Genomic DNA, 16,755 nt, shown 5'->3' on the forward strand with positions numbered 1-16,755 from the left:
CTGTTTGGCAATGCGCCTATGGCGCATTGCCAAACAGACTCTCAGCGTATGCCTTTCACCTGCCTGACAAGCTGGCCGAAGAGATGCCAATAGACATCGATCGTCGCCATTTCCAGATTGTCCACCGCGTCCTTGCCGGTCAGGAACAGCGGCTTCTTGTAACCGACGCATTCGTCATGACGCGGCGGCTTTCCGCCCTTCGCCAGCCATGATCGGTAGAAATCCGCGGCCAACGCGGCATTGCGATACCGGATCAATTCCATGTCGTGGAACGATCCCAGATTGCACGGAATATCCAGCGCCTCGCCCGATCCCGGCTCGAACATCACCACGCCGGGGCGATTATTCTCGAACCGCTTGATGTCGACCGCGAACACCCGGCCCAGCCAGTCATAGCCGAAACTGATGATCCGCCCCTCGAAGCGCGGAAACCCAACGATCACCCGCGCATTCCACAGGGAGACATCGGCCTCGCGCATGATCCGGTAAAGCCCGTTCTCGAACGAGCATCCGCCGAACTTGCCGAACAGGTCCCTGAAATCCTCGCTGCCATAGACCTTGCCCAGCGTGGCGTTCGCAACGGACAGGCCCCGATCGACCGAGTAGCTTCTCGCGAATTTCTCGAACATCACCAGCACCTTCCGGCATCGATTTCGATCGACACCTACTCCGGAGCGAGGATGCGGATCAATATGGCGACGGCGCATCGCCCGCCCTGCTCGATCCGATCGTCCCCGTTTCGCCCCCCTGGTCGTAGCGTCGGGTCCTGTCGCGCTCGTCGCCGCTGTCCAGCAGATGCCCGCCGATCTGTGGCAGCGCACTCGGCCTCGATCCGATCGGCCGCGATTTGCGCGGCTTCCGCATGGCGGCCGGGCAGCATGAAGCTGCCATCGCGACGCGGCAGCGCACGCCGCAGGATAGATCTTCTACGAAATCATCGCCAAATCCGCGCCATCAATGATCATCGACCCAGAGGCGTCGTACCATACCCGCAACACGCCCGATTTTGCCGAAAACGCTAGGTAATGCTGGCGACGCGAGGCCAATTTATAAACAAAATACAAAATTCATTTTTTCATATCAAAAAATCTAAAATGAATATGATTGTCATGTCCGTCTATTTTTTTGACAACCCCAATTTTACTATCTCTGGGCCATTAAAGAACACCACTGTATTAGGATACTTTTCCTTTACCAATTTTATCAGCTCTTTCGTTTTTCATCTATCGTATCCAGGAATGTTCCATTGCATATACTTAACAGAACCATCAACATTAAACGGCCTTACATCCACATCAATCCCAACCTTATGCGATCTATGCTCAGGCTTTCCGTTAGGACCAATGGGAGTACCACCGCCGTCCCTACTTATATTTCCTACCTGCATGACGGGATTTCTTCTTTTAGCCCATTCATCTCCAATATTTTCAATCCTGCTTATTGTCCCAAGCGTGCCAAATTGGTCGTCCCCACTCCTATTATAAGCGGTAAACCCATTTCCTTTCTCGGGAAGCTCCTTGTTAATCGGGCCAGACACAGTCTTATCCCAGCGAATGACAGGCGGCAGCTTCATTGTCACGGAGCCATCCGTGTTTTCCGTATAGGTAAACCCATCCGGATTTGTGACAATCACCGATCCATCCTGCCTTCTCGATCGGCTAACGCCTGTCCTGAAGTCGAACTCGGCAGCCGGCCTCTTCGAAGAGGCCAGATATGTATCCATACCTCCGGGAAACTTCTCGGCGAGTTGGCGCAGATATTCGTGCGGCTGCCTCTCGTCCGCTTCCATGTCCACGCCATCGAACGCACCGGTCGGGTTCGGAATCGGGTCGAAACCCCGCTCTTGATCGCGCCCCATGATATCGCCCGGAGCCCACATTTGCCCGCGCCCGAGCGCTTCGGCGGCAATGCGCGCATCGGCGATCGCATCTCTTATCTGCGCCCCGTAACGCTTGGGCAGCACCAATGCGCCATCGGCGCGCGACAAGGGGCGCACCCCATTGGGCAGAATTTCTCCGATCAGCGCGACCGTATCGGCATCGGGATCATGGATGATCGTCTGGCGTCCGCCGATGGATACGCTGGGCGATATCGCTTCGGCCATGGAGCGCGGCGTTCGTTCATTGATCGGCGCGTCCCACACGCGCCTTTCCAGAACGGACTCCATCTCCACAGGGCCGCCCCGCAAGTGCGATTGCCCAGCGAAGTCACGCATGCCCGCCTTGATCGCGTTCAAATCCGCCTGTCGCACCAGATGATTGTCGGCAGCCTTGGACGTCAGGCCTTGCGGCGACGCAGGCTCAGCTTCGGAGGTCGTCCATTGCCGGTCATAGACGTCGCGGGGCTCCACGGTCGTAAGTGGAGAGCCGATGTCGAGGTCGCCGCCATCGCGCAAGATCAGTTCATTTTGCCGCGCGGCGAGCGCCTGTTCGCGCGCCCTCAAAGCCTTCATCCGGCGCTCGTCCAACAGGGCAACGCCTTCCTGCGTCAGATAATTGCCCAGGCCCGCCGCCAGGCCACGCGCCAACCGTCCAACGAAACTCATGCCAGGTCCTTTCCGTGCGGAATGCGCGCAAGGGTTCGGCGCCGGGCACGGCCCGACGTCGGCGCCCTGCGGCTGCCTTGTTCCTTCAGCTGATCGTCCCGGCGATCGTGCCGGGCCGGCGCGATATTACCCCCGCCGGAATCGCCGCACTACGGCCCAAAAAATGGGAAAACGGGCGGTACAAAGGGGCATATCGGCCCGCCGTTCATTTGGCGGTCAGGTGCTTGCGGTCCATAAGGGAATGATGACCCGCTCGACGCCACCCAACCTCCGCGCTCTGCCCCTCGCGCTCGTCGCGGCCGCCTGTAGCTGGCCGGTCGCCGCGCTTGCGCAATCGGCACCCGCGCCCGTCGCTCCCCCGGCGATCGACAGCGATAACGGCAATGGCGGCGCGATCCGCCTGAGCGACGCACAGCGCGACGCGATCCTGGACGCAAGCACCGAAGACCGCGCCGCCGCCGCTCGCGGCGAACCAGCGGGCGCACAAGGGCCCGATCGCCGCATCCACGGCGAAATGGGCGTGATGATCGGCACCAACGGCACGCGCGGCACCTATGGCACCGCGGACATTCCGCTCGGCGAGAATGCCGGCGCCACCGTCTCCTTCGAAACCAGCCGCTTCGGCTATCCCCGCGCCCGCCGCGCCGACCGTCGCCAATAGGCCCAACGATCCAGAACCTCTCCCCCCATCTCAGATGGGGAGGAGAAAGCCGCATCACCTCCACGTCTCCGCGCGAACCATTCCGGTCCGGCGGACGCCCGGTTTGAGGGTTCACGCAGAGGCGCGGAGGATCGCGCATCTTCAACGCCGGCAGGCGAAGTCCAGCCCCCCGGGCCGATCGACATTCAGTTCAGATCGAGACGGGCCGCAGGCGACCGCTTCATGCGGTCAATATGGTGATTTTTCGTGACCCGGAGCGCAGCGTACTTTCGGTACGTGGGCACCGGAAGCACGGGAAATCGCCATTTGCTTGTCCGTTGGGCCGAATGTCGATCGGCCCTAGTCGCGCGCGAACCGCAGCCCCACTGCCCGATTGGCATTGATCACCAGCCCCGCCCCTTCGGCATCGAAGGTGACGGTGAAGCCGATCACGGAGAACACCCCCAGGCTCGATGCCTTCCAGATCGTCGCCGTCAGCGGCTCCAGCTTGTACGAATGGCTGCCATGCCGCCCGCTCAGCCGCAGCCGCGCGCCCTCCGCCGTGTCGGAGACTTCGGCGGTCGCGGCGAACGGTGCCGATCGGTAGAGCCCGGCAAGATCCCCGATCTTCGCCTCCGCATCGCGCGCCACTTCGTCCAGTGCGTCGGCATTGCCGAAATCGCTGAAGGTCAGGCCGCAGCCCGAAGGCGTCACGCCCCATTTGATGAAGTCGACCGGGGGCGCGAGTTCGAAGCCGCCATCGCCGTCCGCCTTCAGCGGAAAGGGCATCGCCGCGTCGACCGAGACGAAGGGCTTGTCCTCCACCGCCAGCAATTCGACCACCCGGCCCGTCCGGCTCGATCGGAACAGCCCGGTGCGCATCTCGCCCGGCGTCTCCTCCGCCTCCGCGACCGGCGCCAGCCCCTCGACACAGGCGTCGATGATCCTGTTGGCGAGGTCGATCGAATTGAGGTCGGCGCGGTTGGTGGCGATCGAGATGTCCAGCCCCGCGCCCGGCACCTTGATCATCTGCGAATTGCCGCCCATCACGCCGCCGCTATGCGCGATCGTCGGCACGCCGCGATACAGCGCGCTGATCAGCCCCAGCCCATAGCCGGTGCTGCGCCCGTTGGAGAGGGTGCGCGGCGTCTTCATCAGCCGCCATGTCTCGGCCGATCCCACCACCGGCGCGTCCATATGGCGCAGCCAGCGGAGCATGTCGTCCATCGACGACACCATGCCGCCCATGCCCGAAATCTCCATGCCCATATATTGCTTGGTATAGCCGCCGGCCGCATCCACCATGTGCAGCGTGGCGCTGTTGGGCACGAAGCCGGTATCCCAGCGCCGCATCATCGTGTCGTTCATGCCGATGGGCCTGAACACGCGCTCCGCCAGGAAATCGTCCAGGCTCTGGCCGCTGATCCGCTCGATCGCGGTGCTCAGCATCGCATAGGCGCCGTTATTGTAGCTCCAGTTGGTTTCGGGCGCGAAGTCGATATCGTCGATCGTCTCGTAATAAGCGAGCATCTCGCGCTCGGTGGTGGGCACGCCGGTGCCGTGGATCAGCATGCAGAGCGAAACCACATCGCGCAGGCCGCTGCTATGCCCCATCAGCTGGCGGATGGTGACGCGGCGCGCGACCTCATGGAATTCGGGGAAATATTTGCCCACCGCGTCGTCCAGCCCGGCGCGCCCGTCCTCGCAGAGCAGCAGATAGGCGAGGCACGCGAAATGCTTGGAAGTGGAGCCGATGCGCATCCGCATCATGGGCGAAAGCGTAACGGGCAGCTCCATATTGGCGAGCCCGAAGCCCTTGCGATAGACCGGCACGCCATCGATCGCCACCGCCACCGCGACGCCCGGCAACTGGCTTTGATTGACCGGCGCGAAGATCGCATCGATCGCGGCGGGATCGAGCTTGGCGGCCAGTTTCACGTCGGACATTCGTCTTCTCTCCATGGTTGATCGGCCCGCCGCCCGGCGTTGGGCAGCGGAAATCCGCGACGGAACAGCGGCCCGGCGGCATCGCCGGCCCGTTGCACCAGATCATGCGCATCGGATTCCCAGCGCCCGATTCGAAAATGATTATTGATTCAGTTTTGAAACGGCCATGCGGCGGCGTCAATAAAAATGAATCCCGATTACATTTTTCTTGTGCGCCCTTCGCCCCGCGCGGCATAACCCCGCCATGCCCAAACGAAGCCCCGCCTATATGGCCGCCCAGAACCGCCGCATCCTGGAAGCGGCGATCGCCTGCATCGCGGAAAAGGGCGTGGAAAGAACGTCGATCGACGATATCCGCAGACAAGCGGGCCTCAGCGGCGGGACGATCTATCTGCACTTCGCCAACAAGGAGGAACTGATCCTCGCGGCGATCCGCGAATTTTCCTACGTCTCACCCCGGCCGCACCAGACGCTGGCCGAGTTCCGGTCGTTCCTGGAAACCATCCCGATCAAGACCGAGCTCACCCCCGAACAGATGATCTCCGCCAGCCTGCGCCTGAGCGCCGAAGGCTTCCCCCCAAGCTCCTTGAACGACGAACTGGTCACCCAGCTCCAGAAGAGCCTGGCCATGTTCGCCGCCACATTCGAGGCGCTGGAAAGAAACGGCGAACTCACCCTCCCCTTCCCGCCCGATCGCATGGCGAAGCTGGTCTATGCCGTGGAATACGGCACCGGCTGGCTCAACCTCATCCTCGGCCTGCCCGTCGAGCAGACGATGAAGGAGGTTTATGAGACGCTGGATTTCCTGCTTGGGGCGCGGGGTGAATAGGTCGCGAACCCATAAATCATGCATGGCTGAGATAGGTTGAAGGCAGCCATCAGCTCGGTTATCGTTTGGCGATGCTGTTCGCTTGTAAAATTATTCTTCACGTCCCTTAATAGGAATCACAATAGCCAACAACAATAACCCCATGCAAATGAATATTACACTATCTCGATCTAAAATTTCCCTGATCTGAACAATATAATACCAACTCGTATGAATGATAAGTGCCAAACAACCTATGGCGATTGATACAACATAACTCACTCTAAATCTAAAAATCCTCACCTTCACCCCCTCTCATACACCTTATTGCCACTATTAGACACAATCTTGACCTCTAATCATCTTAACCATTGAACACCAAAAGAGTGCGCCGCCTTCCTTAATTTCCGCGCCCGTGGAAAGCCCTCAGAATAGGCGTTGCAAGTGTTCGGTTCGCGGCGACCGGCCGTTTCGGCCTCGCTTCGCTGAGAGGTGCAAAAACTCCTTGAATCACTGACGAATTACGCGTCGGAAAGTCTATGCCTCCCTCCCATATTCCACCACCCCCATCCCCTCACAAATCCCCAGAAACGCCCTTATCCCCGGCGTAATATATTTCTCCCGGTGAGACAGGATGAAGAACCGCCGCCGCAGGTCCAGGTCCGGCGCATCCAGCCGCACCACCCGCCCCAGCTCCAGCGCCCCGCGCGCCGCCAGGTGCGATACGCAGCCGATCAGGCTGCTCACCGCCACCGTCTCGATGATCGCCTCGCCCTGCTGAAGCTCCAGGCCGATCCGCCATGCGTCGCTATGGGCATGCATGGCGCGGTCCAGCGTCTGGCGCGTGCCCGATCCCTTTTCGCGCACCACCCAGCGTTCGGCCAGCAGCGCCGCGATCGATACCGGCCCCTGCCCGGCCAGCGCGTGCGCGGGGTTGCAGATCAGCACCAGCTCGTCGCCCAGCCATTCGCGCATCGAAAGGTCCGGATGCGCCAGCTCGCCTTCGATCAGCCCCAGATCGAGCGAGAAATCCGCCACCTTCGCCGCCACCGCCGCCGTATTGCCGATCTCCAGCGTCAGCGGCGCTTCGGGATAGGCGCGCGCATAACGCTCCATCAGCATCGGCGCGACGTGATTGCCGATCGTCTGCGTCGCCCCCAGCCGGAATGATCCCGGCCCCAGCCGCCCGCTCAGCAGCGCGTCGATCTCCTCCGCCCGGTCCAGCAGGTCGCGCGCGGCGGGCAGCAGCGATCGGCCCGTCTCGTTGATCCGCAGCCGCTTGCCCGCGCGATCGAACAACGGCTTGTCGTAACGCCGCTCGAGTTCGAGCAACGCCGCGCTCGCCGCCGATTGCGACATGGAAAGTTCGGCGGCGGCGGCGGAAATGCTCTCCAGCCGCGCGGTCACGGTGAAGATCTGGAGGTGGCGCAGGCTGAAACGCATAGCTGTTTTATCGATGATCCTTACCGATATTACCAGTTTTTTCAATTTGGCGCAGTCGCGTAACAGGCAAGGCTCATCAGGAGCATCCCCAATGGCCAGCCTGCGCACCGAAACGATCATCAGCGTCAATCACTGGAGCGATCGGCTTTTCAGCTTCAAGACGACGCGCGATCCCTCGTTCCGCTTCGAAAACGGCCATTTCGTGATGCTCGGCATCGATCTGGGCGGAAAGCCACTGCTGCGCGCCTTCAGCATCGCCAGCCCCAATCACAGCGAGGAACTGGAATTCCTGAGCATCAAGGTGCCCGATGGCCCCCTGACCTCGCGGCTCCAGCATATCGCGCCGGGGCAGGATCTGTTCGTCAGCAACAAGCCCGTCGGCACTTTGGTGGTCCGCGATCTCCGGCCGGGGCGCAACCTGTATCTGCTCGCCACCGGCACCGGCCTGGCGCCGTTCATGAGCATCATCCAGGATCCGGAAACCTACGAGAAGTTCGAACGCGTCGTGCTCGTCCATGGCGTGCGCACCTGCCAGGAACTGGCCTATGCGGATTTCATCACCAACGAACTGCCGCAAAATCCGTGGCTGGGCGAGGATGTCCGCGCGAAGCTGCTTTATTATCCCACCGTCACGCGCGAACCGTTCCGCAACACCGGCCGCATCACCCAGGCGCTGGATACGGGCAAGCTCACCGAAACCCTCGGCCTGCCCGCGCTCGATCCCGCGCTCGATCGCGCGATGATCTGCGGCAGCAACGCGATGCTGGACGATCTCTCCGCCCTGCTCGACGCACGCGGCTTCGCGATCTCGCCGGGCGTGGGCGAACCGGGCGATTATGTGATCGAACGCGCCTTCGTCGAACGATGATCCGATGCCGGGCGATCCCGCCCGGCAAGCCCTCCGCCTGTGCCGGAGGTGCGATCCGCCGGCGCATTGACCGGCCCCCCGCCACGCCGCCGCCGCAAGGAGGACGAGCCATGACCCATGTCGTCACCGATGCCTGCATCCGGTGCAAATATATGGATTGCGTCGAGGCCTGCCCCGTCGATTGCTTTTACGAGGGCGAGACCATGCTGGTGATCGACCCCAATGGATGCATCGACTGCTCGATCTGCGTTCCCGAATGCCCGGCGGACGCCATCCTGCCCGATATCGACGCGAATGCCGCCCGATGGGTGAAACTGAACGCGACCTATGCGGCACGCTGGCCGAATATCGCGCGCCGGAAGGACGCGCCGGCCGATGCGGACGACTGGCGCGACGTGCCCGACAAGTTCGACAGATATTTCTCGGAAAAGCCCGGCTCCGCGGATTGAGATCGGGCGGCGGGGCTTGCGCGCGAAGGGCGGGCCGATCACAAGCCCTTGTCGATCTGAATGGGGGCCGGGCATGGGGATCAATAGTCACGCGGGCCGCGCTCGCCGCTTCTGGCTGGGCATCGCCCTGGCCTCGTCTGCCGCCGCGCATGGCGCGGCCGCGCAGCCGGCTTCGGCATCGCCGGCGGTTTCCCCGTCCGACAGCTTTCGCGAGATATGCGTGCGTTCGGGTGCGCAGATGGACGCCGTGATCGCGGCGGCCCGTGCCGCCGGATTTGCCCCCGCACAGGCGAACCCGGCCGCCCCGCCCGGCTTCACGAAGGCGGTGGCGCTCGAACGCGGCAAGGATGCCGCCAGGCTGGTCGTTGTCGTCTCCACCGGCAAATCGGCGATCAGCAAGGCGATTCCCACGGAAATTCCAGCGCGCGCGTGCGCGGTGACGGCCCCGTCCGGCGCATGGGATGCGCGGGCCTTTGCGCGCGAATGGGTCGGCATCCCGCCGCAACTGGATGTCGAAGGGCTGGTCGCATACAGCTATTTCGAACGCGCGCAGGGCAATGCCGCCGCCGCCGACAACGATCTTCCGGCATTGATCGCGGGCGCCAATGCCGGGGAATTGCGCACATTGGTGGTGCGGGAGGCCGGCGAACTCCGCGCGCTTTCATGGGTGGTCGTCGAAGCGCCGTCCCCGCCCCTCTCCATCCCGGCCACCTCCATGCCGCTCCCCTCCACGCCGCCCCCCTCCACGCCTGCCGCACAGTCACCCGCCGCTCTTGCCTCCCGCCACGAAACCGATCCGTTCGCGCCGTGCAGATGGGAAGCGTCGGGCAAGGGCCGGAACGCGCGATCCAGCTTTTTCTGCCCGGATGAGACCGGAAAGTTCCGCGTCACATCCGCCAGAGGGGTGACGGAGCAGACCCCCGCGCTCGCGGGTGGCGGCGACGTCGCCGCCATGCTGAAGCTCGCGGCCTTTTACGCGGACGGTCCCCAGCCCGCCCGCGATTCCGTCGGCGCATTTGCATGGTCCCGCCGCGCCGCCGAAGCGGGCGCACCCGGCGGCGCCTTCAACACCGGCCTTGCCTATGACGGCGGCAACGGCGTGGCGGCCGACAGGGCGGAGGCGCAGCGCTGGTATCGCGCCGCCGTCGACCGGGATTATCCGCCGGCGATGATCAATCTGGCGGCGATGCTGCTGGCCGGTGCGAACGGCGACGATGCCGTGAACCGGCAGGCGGCCGCGCTTGTCCGCCGCGCGGCGGATGCGGGTTCGCCCGATGGCCTGTTCAACATGGGGCACCTGTCCGAAACCGGATTGGGCGTGCCGAAGGATATGGCGGAGGCCCAGCGCTGGTATCGCCTTGCCGCCGATCGCAAGGATTCCCGCGCGATGCTTCGGCTCGGCCAGATCCACGCCGATGGCATCGGCGGCGTGGCGCGCGACGATGCGGAGGGCGCCCGCTGGATGGCCCAGGGCGTCAAGCCGATGCTCGGCATCGGGATGGCGATGAACGAGATATATGCCGGCATCTACCGGCTGGACGATGCCGGGCGCCGGGCGGAATTCGCGCGCGCCGCGGAAAAGGATCCCGGCCTGGCGCTCAAGCTCGGCATGCATCTCGCCTATGCGAAGAATCCCGCCCGCAATCCGGGGGAAGCGCTTCGCTTCCTGCGCATCGCCGCCGATGCCGGCAGCCCGATCGCGGCATTGGTCATCGGCGTCATGCATGCGGAAGGCGATGGCGTGCCCAGGAACGATGTGGAGGCGATCAAATGGCTTCGCGCGGATAACCGGCTGCGCAGCACCGGTTCGTTCCAGCGGATATCCAGGTTCGCCGACAGCCCGGCGCCCTGAGCGGCCCGCCCGGCAATCCGCGAACGGCGTGGGCGATGCGGACGACCGGCGCGACGTGCCCGGCAAGTTCGACAGATATTTCTCGAAAAGCCCGGCTCAGCAAATTGAGATCTGGGCGACGCCCGTTTTTCTTCGGCACGACACCTTCTCCCACGGCGATTCATGCGGCAGGATCGGTCGACATGGCGAGGTGAAGGGGGTGAGTGGATGAAAGCGACCGGCTCGCTCTTTCTGGGTCTGCTCAGCATGATGGGCTGTTCGATCGGCAAGCCGCCCGCCGACGAGGTGGCGGCGATCGAGGCGGCTACGGCGAAGGACGCATGCGTCGGCCCGCTCGGCCGCTGGCACAGGGTTTTCAGCTATCAGGCGCGCGGCGAACGCGTCGATCGCAACATTATCTCGGTCAGCTATATCGAAGCGGGCCATCGCGGCCGGCCGGCCGGCCGCGTGATCACTGAACCCAATTGGAAGATGGTGATGGACGATGCGCAATTTCGGTATGCGCTCGGTGAATATGACCGCAAGGCGCACCGTTTCGTCGAATGGTCGTGCGGGTGCAACTTCCAGTCGGAGGATGTGGAGGGCCAGATCGAATGCCCGCCGCACGGGGCTTGATCTGATGCGGAGCTGGTTGCTTGCCTGCACATTGCCGCCACTTGTCGCTGGCGGAATGATCAGCCCGTCTTTCGCCGCCGCTCCCCCGAAAGCGCCGGCCTCATATCCTGCCGCAGTTCGGAAGCTGGTCAGGGAAAATGCCTCCATGTGCCGCCGACTGGTCGGCAAAGGAGGCAGCGCAGGCGATATGGTTCGCAAACTTGACGCGAACGGCGACGGCCTGGTGGACTATCTGGTGTACAGCGGAGGATATCGCTGCCCCGGCGCGTTTTCCGCGTTTGCGCCCGGCGCTTCTCATGGTGCCCCCGCCTATCTCTTCCTGGGCCGGGGAAAGGGTCGGCTTCAGCAGGTATGGACGGACAATAGCTGGAAACCGGAAGTCGCCAGGCAAGGGCGCCGGAACACCATCACGGTCCCGATGAGAGGACGCATCTGCGGCGACCATCGCGGTCGCGAAATATCAGTGGCCGGCCGGTATTCCTGTGAGTTCGAACTGCGCCCCGATGCTGAAGGACGGTGGCGTCTGCGGGATCGCACCATGAAATGATCCGGCCCCTGTCGTCTCCAGAAGCGTGCGGCAAGCCAGGACATATGCGCGCCGGGGCCTGCACCCTCAGCCCTCAATTCCAGTCCCGCGCCAGGAACCGCTCCTTCGCCCCGCCCAGAACGCGGATCGCGCGCTCGACATTGCGTTGCATCGCCTCGTCCGATTTCAGATTGGCGAGGTAGCGCAGGATCTCCTTCCGCAAGCTCGGCGGCAGGTTCTCCCACCGGTCCCGCGCCGCGCCGTTCCCCTCCAGCGCACGCGCCAAGGCCGGTGGCATCGCATGCTGCGGGCCGCTTCGATAGGCGGGATCGAAGACCACCGAGACATCCACGGTGTCGCCCGTATCGGTGCCCGACGCCTTGCGCACCGTGCCGTCCAGATAGAGATAGAAGCACCCATCCCCCGCCGGCATCATGTTGATCGGCCATGCCGGCTCCGGCTGGCCGTTCACCCGCACAAGAACGGGCATCGGTTTCTTCCAGCCCGCCCTGATCCGCGCGGCACGCGCGGCGCTCACCAGCACATATGGATTGATCCCCTTCAGCTCGATCCTGGCCCTGAACTTCATGCACGCCATATCGCCGGGGAAGGCTCGATCGTCGAGCCTTGAGAGTCCGGCCCGCCGGGATCCGGCGTCGGCCCATGATCGCCCGAACCCCGCCTCGCCGATTTTTTCTGGAAATTCGCATCCGTCCAACGGAAACTCCACGCTCGTGCATCGTCCCACTGAATCAGGAGCGGCGCGGGTGATGTGAGCAGCGACAGGCAGGCACGGATCATGGCTTGGGTGGGAAGCGAGATCCTTCCCCACGAGGCGGACGTGCGCGCCTGGCTCCGCCGCACGCTCGATCCCGAAGACCTGGAGGATGCGATCCAGGAAACCTATGCCCAGATCGCCGGGCTCGCCGATATCGCGCATATCCGCTGCGGCCGCGCCTATTTCTTCGCCGCCGCGCGCACATCGGTGCTGATGCGGCTGCGGCGCGCGCGCATCGTGCGGATCGAGACCGCCACCGAGATCGAGAGCCTGAACATATCGGAAGACACCCCCTCCGCGGAGCGTGTCGCGGCCGGACGGCGTGAACTGGCACGCGTGCAGCGGCTGATCGCGGGCCTGCCCGATCGCTGCCGCCGCATCTTCGAATTGCGCAAGATCGAGGGGCTTTCGCAGCGCGAGGTGGCGGCGCGCATGGGGCTGGCCGAACATATCGTCGAGAACGACGTGGGCAAGGGATTGAAACTGATCCTGAAGGCGCTGGCCGAGGGCGAGGCGCAGGCGGAACAGGCTTTGGCGAAGATGGGAAAAGATGGACGAGCGCGAAACAGCACAGGCGATTGAGGCCGCCGCCGCCGATTGGGTCGCGCGCCTCGATCGCGCCGACGATCCGGCTGATCGCGCCCGGCTTGACGCATGGCTGGCCGGCGATGTCCGCCGGCGTGGCGCCTTTTTCCGCGCCCAGGCGGCCTATGCCATGCTCGATCGCGCCAGCGTGCTGCGCGGCGGCCAGGTTGAAAGCGCCCCGGCCGGGATCGGCGCACCCGCCGGTGAGGATCACACCCGGGATGGCGGGGATGGCGGAGACAGGCCCGCCGACGCCCATGCGCCCGCACCGGGCGGTTTCCCGCGCCGCCGCATGCTCTGGGGCGGTGCCGCCGCCGCCGGCCTCGCCACATTGGGCATCGGCTGGATGTTCCGGGGCGAAGGGGAACAGCATATCGAAACCGCGATCGGGGAAATCCGCCGCGTGCCGCTCGACGACGGGTCGCTCGCCGCCGTCAACACGCGGACCAGCCTCGCCGTCTCGCTGAAACCCGAATTGCGGCGCATCACGCTCGATAGCGGCGAAGCCTGGTTCCAGGTGGCGAAGGATCGCACCCGCCCCTTCGTGGTGGAGGCGGGCGATGTGCGCGTGCGCGCTGTCGGCACCGCCTTTTCGGTGCGGCGCACCGATGCCGGGGCGGAAGTGCGCGTGACGGAGGGGGTGGTGGAGGTGTGGCGCGTCGGCGACGAGGGCGACGCCCGCCGCGTCTCCGCCGGCTCCGCCGCCATGGTCGATATCGCCGCCCAGGCGCCGCCGATGGTCGCCGCGCGCGACGATATCGATCGTGCGCTGTCGTGGCGGACGGGCCAGCTCATCCTGGATGGAGACAGCGTCGCCGAGGCGGCGGCCGAGTTCAACCGCTACAATCGCGTGCAGTTGCGGGTGGCCGACGATGCACTGGGCCGCGAAAAGATGATCGGCCGTTTCCGCACCAACGAGCCCGACGCCTTCGCTCGCGCCGTCGCCGGACTGATGGGCGCGCGCGTCGAAACCGCGCCCGATCTCATCCTGCTGTCACGCGACTGAAATAAATTTGGCCACCGCGAACGGAAGCCCGCGATGAAGGCATCGTTCCCACTGAAATCCGAACGCATTCGGATCCGGCAAGGGGGGAATATATGAGATATCCGGGCTATCGCGGCGCGCTCGCCGCATCGGTCGCCATCTGCGGGGTCGCGGCGGCGACACCCGCCGCCGCGCAGACGCGCAGCTTCAACGTACCCGCACAGGCCGCCGCCACCGCCATTCCCGAACTGGCGCGCCAGGCCGATGTCCAGATCCTGGTCAGCGAAAGCGCGGCGCGCGACAAGCGCACCAATGCGGTGAAGGGCCGCCTCACCGCCGATCAGGCGGTGCGCCGGCTGATCGCGGGCACCGGGCTGCGCATCGCCTCCAGCGACGGGCGCACCTATACGCTGGCCAATGCCGCCGCGCAGGCGGCGCCGGGAAAGGACGGCCAGGCCGCCGCCCATGAGGGCGATGCGGCGGACGGTCAGCAGATCGCCGAAATCGTCGTCACCGGCACCAATATCCGGGGCAGCGCGCCCGCCGGTTCCCCGCTGATCCGCTACGATGCGGAAGAGATGCGCCGCACCGGCGCCGGATCGGTCGACGATTTCCTGCGCAAGGTGCCGCAGAATTTCAGCGTGCTCGATACCAGCACCTATATCGGCGGCATCGCCAGCGGAACGATGGCCGCCGCCAATTTCACACGCGGCGCGGCGGTCAGCCTGCGCGGGCTGGGGCCGGAAGGCACATTGGCGTTGATCAACGGCCAGCGGCTGGCGCCCGCCGGACTGCAAAGCGCCTATGCCGATATCTCCGTGATCCCCATGACCGCGGTCGAGCGTATCGAGATATTGGGTGACGGCGCCTCCGCCATCTACGGATCGGACGCGATCGGCGGCGTCGTCAATTTCATCCTGCAGCAGAAGCTCAACGGCGGCATCACCTCGCTGCGCTACGGCGCCGCCACGCGCGGCGGCGGGGAGGAGATCCGCGCGTCCCAGGCGGTTGGCGTCACCGACGATCGCGGCCGCCTGATGATCGCCTATGAATTTTTCGACCAGAACCATATCGAGGCGAGCCAGCGCGGCTTCGTGACGCAACGGCAGGGCCGGCGCGTCGATCTGACGCCCGATCGCCAGCGTCACAGCATACTCGTCTCCTCCGCCTATCATCTGACGCCCACCACCGAAGTGTCGTTCGACGGGCTCTATTCGCGCCGCACCTATCGGCAGATCTATTATTCGCAATCGCTGCCCGAACAGGTGGACGATAGCGGCCAGGCGGCAACGACGCAGGCCAGCCTGGGCGTGGCGCAGCAACTGGGCGACTGGCGCGCGCGGCTGAACGGCACCTATTCCGGGTCCACCGTCCGCCGCCTGATGGTGCAGCCCAGCTTCACCACGCCCACCAACGGCTTCATCCGCTACAAATATCTCGATTTCGCGGTGGACGGCCCGCTCGCCACCCTGCCCGGCGGGCCGCTGCTCCTCTCGATCGGCACATCCTATCGCAAGGAGGAATATCGGCCGACGGACGGCCGCACGATCGGCATGACGCTGGCCCGCAAGGTCGAAAGCGCCTTCGCCGAATTGCGCGTTCCGGTGATCGGGCCGGAGAACGAACTGCCCTTCGCCAGATCGATCAACCTGTCGGCGGCCCTGCGCCACGATCGCTACAGCGGCATCGGCAACACCACCAATCCCAAGCTCGGGGTGGAATGGAACGTCAATGATTGGCTGCGGCTGCGCGGCAGCTATGCCCGGTCCTTCCGCGCGCCCTTGCTCTTCAATCTCTCGCCCGCGCTGCAATCGGCCTTCACCTACGATTTCGCCGATCCTGCCTCGCCCACCGGCTTCACCAACACGCTGGTCGATTCATCCTCCTACAACCCCGATCTTCGGCCCGAACGCTCGCGCTCCTTCACGCTCGGCTTCGACGTGCAGCCGGCGGGGCGGTATGGCCCGCGTCTGTCGGTCACCTATTTCGACGTCGATTTCCGCGATCGCATCACCACGCCGCCGCTCAGGGCCTCGCTCTTCCTGGCCTATAGCCAGCTCGATTCGCTCAGGTCCTTCATGAACTTCGCGCCCAGCCAGGCGGATCTCGCGTCCTATTTCGCGAGCCCCTTCTTCGTCGATATCGCCGGGCGCGGCCCGGGCGACGTCAAGGTCATATTCGATTTCCGCCCGCAGAACCTGAAATCCCAGGTCTCGCGCGGGCTCGATATAGAGGGCAGTTACGCCATGCCGCTGGGCCGGGGCACCCTCACCGCGGACGCCAATATCAACTACATGCTCGATCTGAAGGTACAGGCCACGCCGGACATGGCTGTCACCAGCCTGCTCGATCAGCTGGGCGGTCCGTTGAGCTTCCGCGCGCGCGGCGGCCTCACCTGGTCGAACGACGATGTCGTCGCCTCGCTCAAGCTCAATCATGCGCGCGGCTATCGCAACATCACCATCGTCCCCAACGAACAGGTCAGCGCCTATACGACCGCCGATCTCCACCTCTCCTGGAAAATCGCCGAAACCACGGTGTCGCTGGATGTGGACAATCTGTTCGATCGGAAGCCGCCCGTCGTCCACACCAATATTCCCGGTGCCTATAATCTCGGCTTCGATGCGGTGAACGCATCGGCGCGCGGCCGCTATGTCGCGCTCGGCCTCACCCATCGCTGGTAACGCCGCCGCCCTCCCTCCCCAATCCCATCT

15 protein-coding genes are annotated in these 16,755 nt (G+C 64.4%); 10 read left to right on the top strand and 5 right to left on the bottom strand.

Annotated elements, in window-relative coordinates; translation table 11 throughout:
* Window positions 1–41: 41 nt before the first annotated feature.
* Window positions 42–629, bottom strand: a complete 588-nt coding sequence (locus K7G82_RS21790) for a T6SS immunity protein Tdi1 domain-containing protein (RefSeq protein WP_222992062.1) — start codon at window positions 627–629, stop codon at window positions 42–44.
* Between the two features lie 590 nt (window positions 630–1,219).
* On the bottom strand, window positions 1,220–2,545 hold the full coding sequence (locus K7G82_RS21795; RefSeq protein ID WP_222992063.1) for a penicillin-insensitive murein endopeptidase: 1,326 nt from the start codon (window positions 2,543–2,545) through the stop codon (window positions 1,220–1,222).
* A 244-nt stretch (window positions 2,546–2,789) separates the two neighbouring features.
* On the opposite strand from K7G82_RS21795, the gene K7G82_RS21800 reads away from it, so the two are divergent.
* The gene (locus K7G82_RS21800; RefSeq protein ID WP_222992064.1) at window positions 2,790–3,206 is read left to right on the top strand and encodes a hypothetical protein; all 417 of its coding nucleotides are present in this window, start codon (window positions 2,790–2,792) and stop codon (window positions 3,204–3,206) included.
* Between the two features lie 339 nt (window positions 3,207–3,545).
* On the opposite strand, the gene K7G82_RS21805 is transcribed toward K7G82_RS21800, so the two are convergent.
* Entirely contained in the window at window positions 3,546–5,132 is a 1,587-nt protein-coding gene (locus K7G82_RS21805) for a serine hydrolase domain-containing protein (protein WP_222992065.1), read from the bottom strand.
* 244 nt (window positions 5,133–5,376) lie between these two features.
* On the opposite strand from K7G82_RS21805, the gene K7G82_RS21810 reads away from it, so the two are divergent.
* A complete protein-coding gene (locus K7G82_RS21810; RefSeq protein WP_222992066.1) occupies window positions 5,377–5,961 on the top strand; it encodes a TetR/AcrR family transcriptional regulator in 585 nt (194 codons plus the stop codon).
* Between the two features lie 516 nt (window positions 5,962–6,477).
* On the opposite strand, the gene K7G82_RS21815 is transcribed toward K7G82_RS21810, so the two are convergent.
* Window positions 6,478–7,383 (bottom strand): LysR substrate-binding domain-containing protein, encoded by a 906-nt coding sequence (locus tag K7G82_RS21815; RefSeq protein ID WP_222992067.1) that lies wholly within the window; start codon window positions 7,381–7,383, stop codon window positions 6,478–6,480.
* Window positions 7,384–7,474: 91 nt separating this feature from the next.
* On the opposite strand from K7G82_RS21815, the gene K7G82_RS21820 reads away from it, so the two are divergent.
* The 5 genes from K7G82_RS21820 to K7G82_RS21840 all read left to right on the top strand — a co-directional run bounded on the left by K7G82_RS21820 (window position 7,475) and on the right by K7G82_RS21840 (window position 11,714).
* Window positions 7,475–8,251, top strand: a complete 777-nt coding sequence (locus K7G82_RS21820) for a ferredoxin--NADP reductase (RefSeq protein WP_222992068.1) — start codon at window positions 7,475–7,477, stop codon at window positions 8,249–8,251.
* Between the two features lie 110 nt (window positions 8,252–8,361).
* On the top strand, window positions 8,362–8,700 hold the full coding sequence (gene fdxA, locus K7G82_RS21825) for a ferredoxin FdxA (RefSeq protein ID WP_222992069.1): 339 nt from the start codon (window positions 8,362–8,364) through the stop codon (window positions 8,698–8,700).
* 73 nt (window positions 8,701–8,773) lie between these two features.
* Window positions 8,774–10,552, top strand: a complete 1,779-nt coding sequence (locus K7G82_RS21830; protein ID WP_222992070.1) for a tetratricopeptide repeat protein — start codon at window positions 8,774–8,776, stop codon at window positions 10,550–10,552.
* Between the two features lie 207 nt (window positions 10,553–10,759).
* A complete protein-coding gene (locus K7G82_RS21835) occupies window positions 10,760–11,167 on the top strand; it encodes a hypothetical protein (RefSeq protein WP_222992071.1) in 408 nt (135 codons plus the stop codon).
* A 187-nt stretch (window positions 11,168–11,354) separates the two neighbouring features.
* Window positions 11,355–11,714: a hypothetical protein gene (locus K7G82_RS21840; protein ID WP_222992072.1), complete on the top strand. Its 360-nt coding sequence runs from the start codon at window positions 11,355–11,357 to the stop codon at window positions 11,712–11,714.
* A 73-nt stretch (window positions 11,715–11,787) separates the two neighbouring features.
* Here K7G82_RS21840 and K7G82_RS21845 read toward each other — a convergent pair whose 3' ends face one another.
* Entirely contained in the window at window positions 11,788–12,282 is a 495-nt protein-coding gene (locus tag K7G82_RS21845; RefSeq protein WP_222992073.1) for a YdeI/OmpD-associated family protein, read from the bottom strand.
* 210 nt (window positions 12,283–12,492) lie between these two features.
* Between K7G82_RS21845 and K7G82_RS21850 the strand changes: the two genes are divergently transcribed.
* From K7G82_RS21850 to K7G82_RS21860, 3 genes are all read left to right on the top strand, one after another.
* Window positions 12,493–13,053 (top strand): RNA polymerase sigma factor, encoded by a 561-nt coding sequence (locus K7G82_RS21850; RefSeq protein WP_222992074.1) that lies wholly within the window; start codon window positions 12,493–12,495, stop codon window positions 13,051–13,053.
* Complete coding sequence (locus K7G82_RS21855) at window positions 13,022–14,062, top strand: FecR family protein (protein ID WP_222992075.1); 1,041 nt, start codon at window positions 13,022–13,024, stop codon at window positions 14,060–14,062. The genes K7G82_RS21850 and K7G82_RS21855 overlap by 32 nt, the downstream gene beginning before the upstream one ends.
* A 92-nt stretch (window positions 14,063–14,154) precedes the next feature.
* On the top strand, window positions 14,155–16,725 hold the full coding sequence (locus K7G82_RS21860; RefSeq protein ID WP_222992076.1) for a TonB-dependent receptor: 2,571 nt from the start codon (window positions 14,155–14,157) through the stop codon (window positions 16,723–16,725).
* Window positions 16,726–16,755 lie beyond the last annotated feature (30 nt).

The sequence above is a fragment of the Sphingomonas colocasiae genome, from assembly GCF_019880585.1.
In the GTDB taxonomy this organism is placed as follows: Bacteria; Pseudomonadota; Alphaproteobacteria; order Sphingomonadales; family Sphingomonadaceae; genus Sphingobium_A; species Sphingobium_A colocasiae.

What these genes read in the sequence shown, in the direction of transcription:
- K7G82_RS21810 (WP_222992066.1), top strand. Translation starts at nt 5,377, where the DNA reads ATGCCCAAACGAAGCCCCGCCTATATGGCCGCCCAGAACCGCCGCATC.
- K7G82_RS21840 (WP_222992072.1), top strand. Translation starts at nt 11,355, where the DNA reads ATGGTTCGCAAACTTGACGCGAACGGCGACGGCCTGGTGGACTATCTG.
- K7G82_RS21845 (WP_222992073.1), bottom strand. Translation starts at nt 12,282, where the DNA reads ATGAAGTTCAGGGCCAGGATCGAGCTGAAGGGGATCAATCCATATGTG.
- K7G82_RS21805 (WP_222992065.1), bottom strand. Translation starts at nt 5,132, where the DNA reads ATGTCCGACGTGAAACTGGCCGCCAAGCTCGATCCCGCCGCGATCGAT.
- K7G82_RS21800 (WP_222992064.1), top strand. Translation starts at nt 2,790, where the DNA reads ATGACCCGCTCGACGCCACCCAACCTCCGCGCTCTGCCCCTCGCGCTC.
- K7G82_RS21815 (WP_222992067.1), bottom strand. Translation starts at nt 7,383, where the DNA reads ATGCGTTTCAGCCTGCGCCACCTCCAGATCTTCACCGTGACCGCGCGG.
- K7G82_RS21855 (WP_222992075.1), top strand. Translation starts at nt 13,022, where the DNA reads ATGGACGAGCGCGAAACAGCACAGGCGATTGAGGCCGCCGCCGCCGAT.
- K7G82_RS21790 (WP_222992062.1), bottom strand. Translation starts at nt 629, where the DNA reads ATGTTCGAGAAATTCGCGAGAAGCTACTCGGTCGATCGGGGCCTGTCC.
- K7G82_RS21820 (WP_222992068.1), top strand. Translation starts at nt 7,475, where the DNA reads ATGGCCAGCCTGCGCACCGAAACGATCATCAGCGTCAATCACTGGAGC.
- fdxA (WP_222992069.1), top strand. Translation starts at nt 8,362, where the DNA reads ATGACCCATGTCGTCACCGATGCCTGCATCCGGTGCAAATATATGGAT.
- K7G82_RS21860 (WP_222992076.1), top strand. Translation starts at nt 14,155, where the DNA reads ATGAGATATCCGGGCTATCGCGGCGCGCTCGCCGCATCGGTCGCCATC.
- K7G82_RS21795 (WP_222992063.1), bottom strand. Translation starts at nt 2,545, where the DNA reads ATGAGTTTCGTTGGACGGTTGGCGCGTGGCCTGGCGGCGGGCCTGGGC.
- K7G82_RS21850 (WP_222992074.1), top strand. Translation starts at nt 12,493, where the DNA reads ATGGCTTGGGTGGGAAGCGAGATCCTTCCCCACGAGGCGGACGTGCGC.
- K7G82_RS21830 (WP_222992070.1), top strand. Translation starts at nt 8,774, where the DNA reads ATGGGGATCAATAGTCACGCGGGCCGCGCTCGCCGCTTCTGGCTGGGC.
- K7G82_RS21835 (WP_222992071.1), top strand. Translation starts at nt 10,760, where the DNA reads ATGAAAGCGACCGGCTCGCTCTTTCTGGGTCTGCTCAGCATGATGGGC.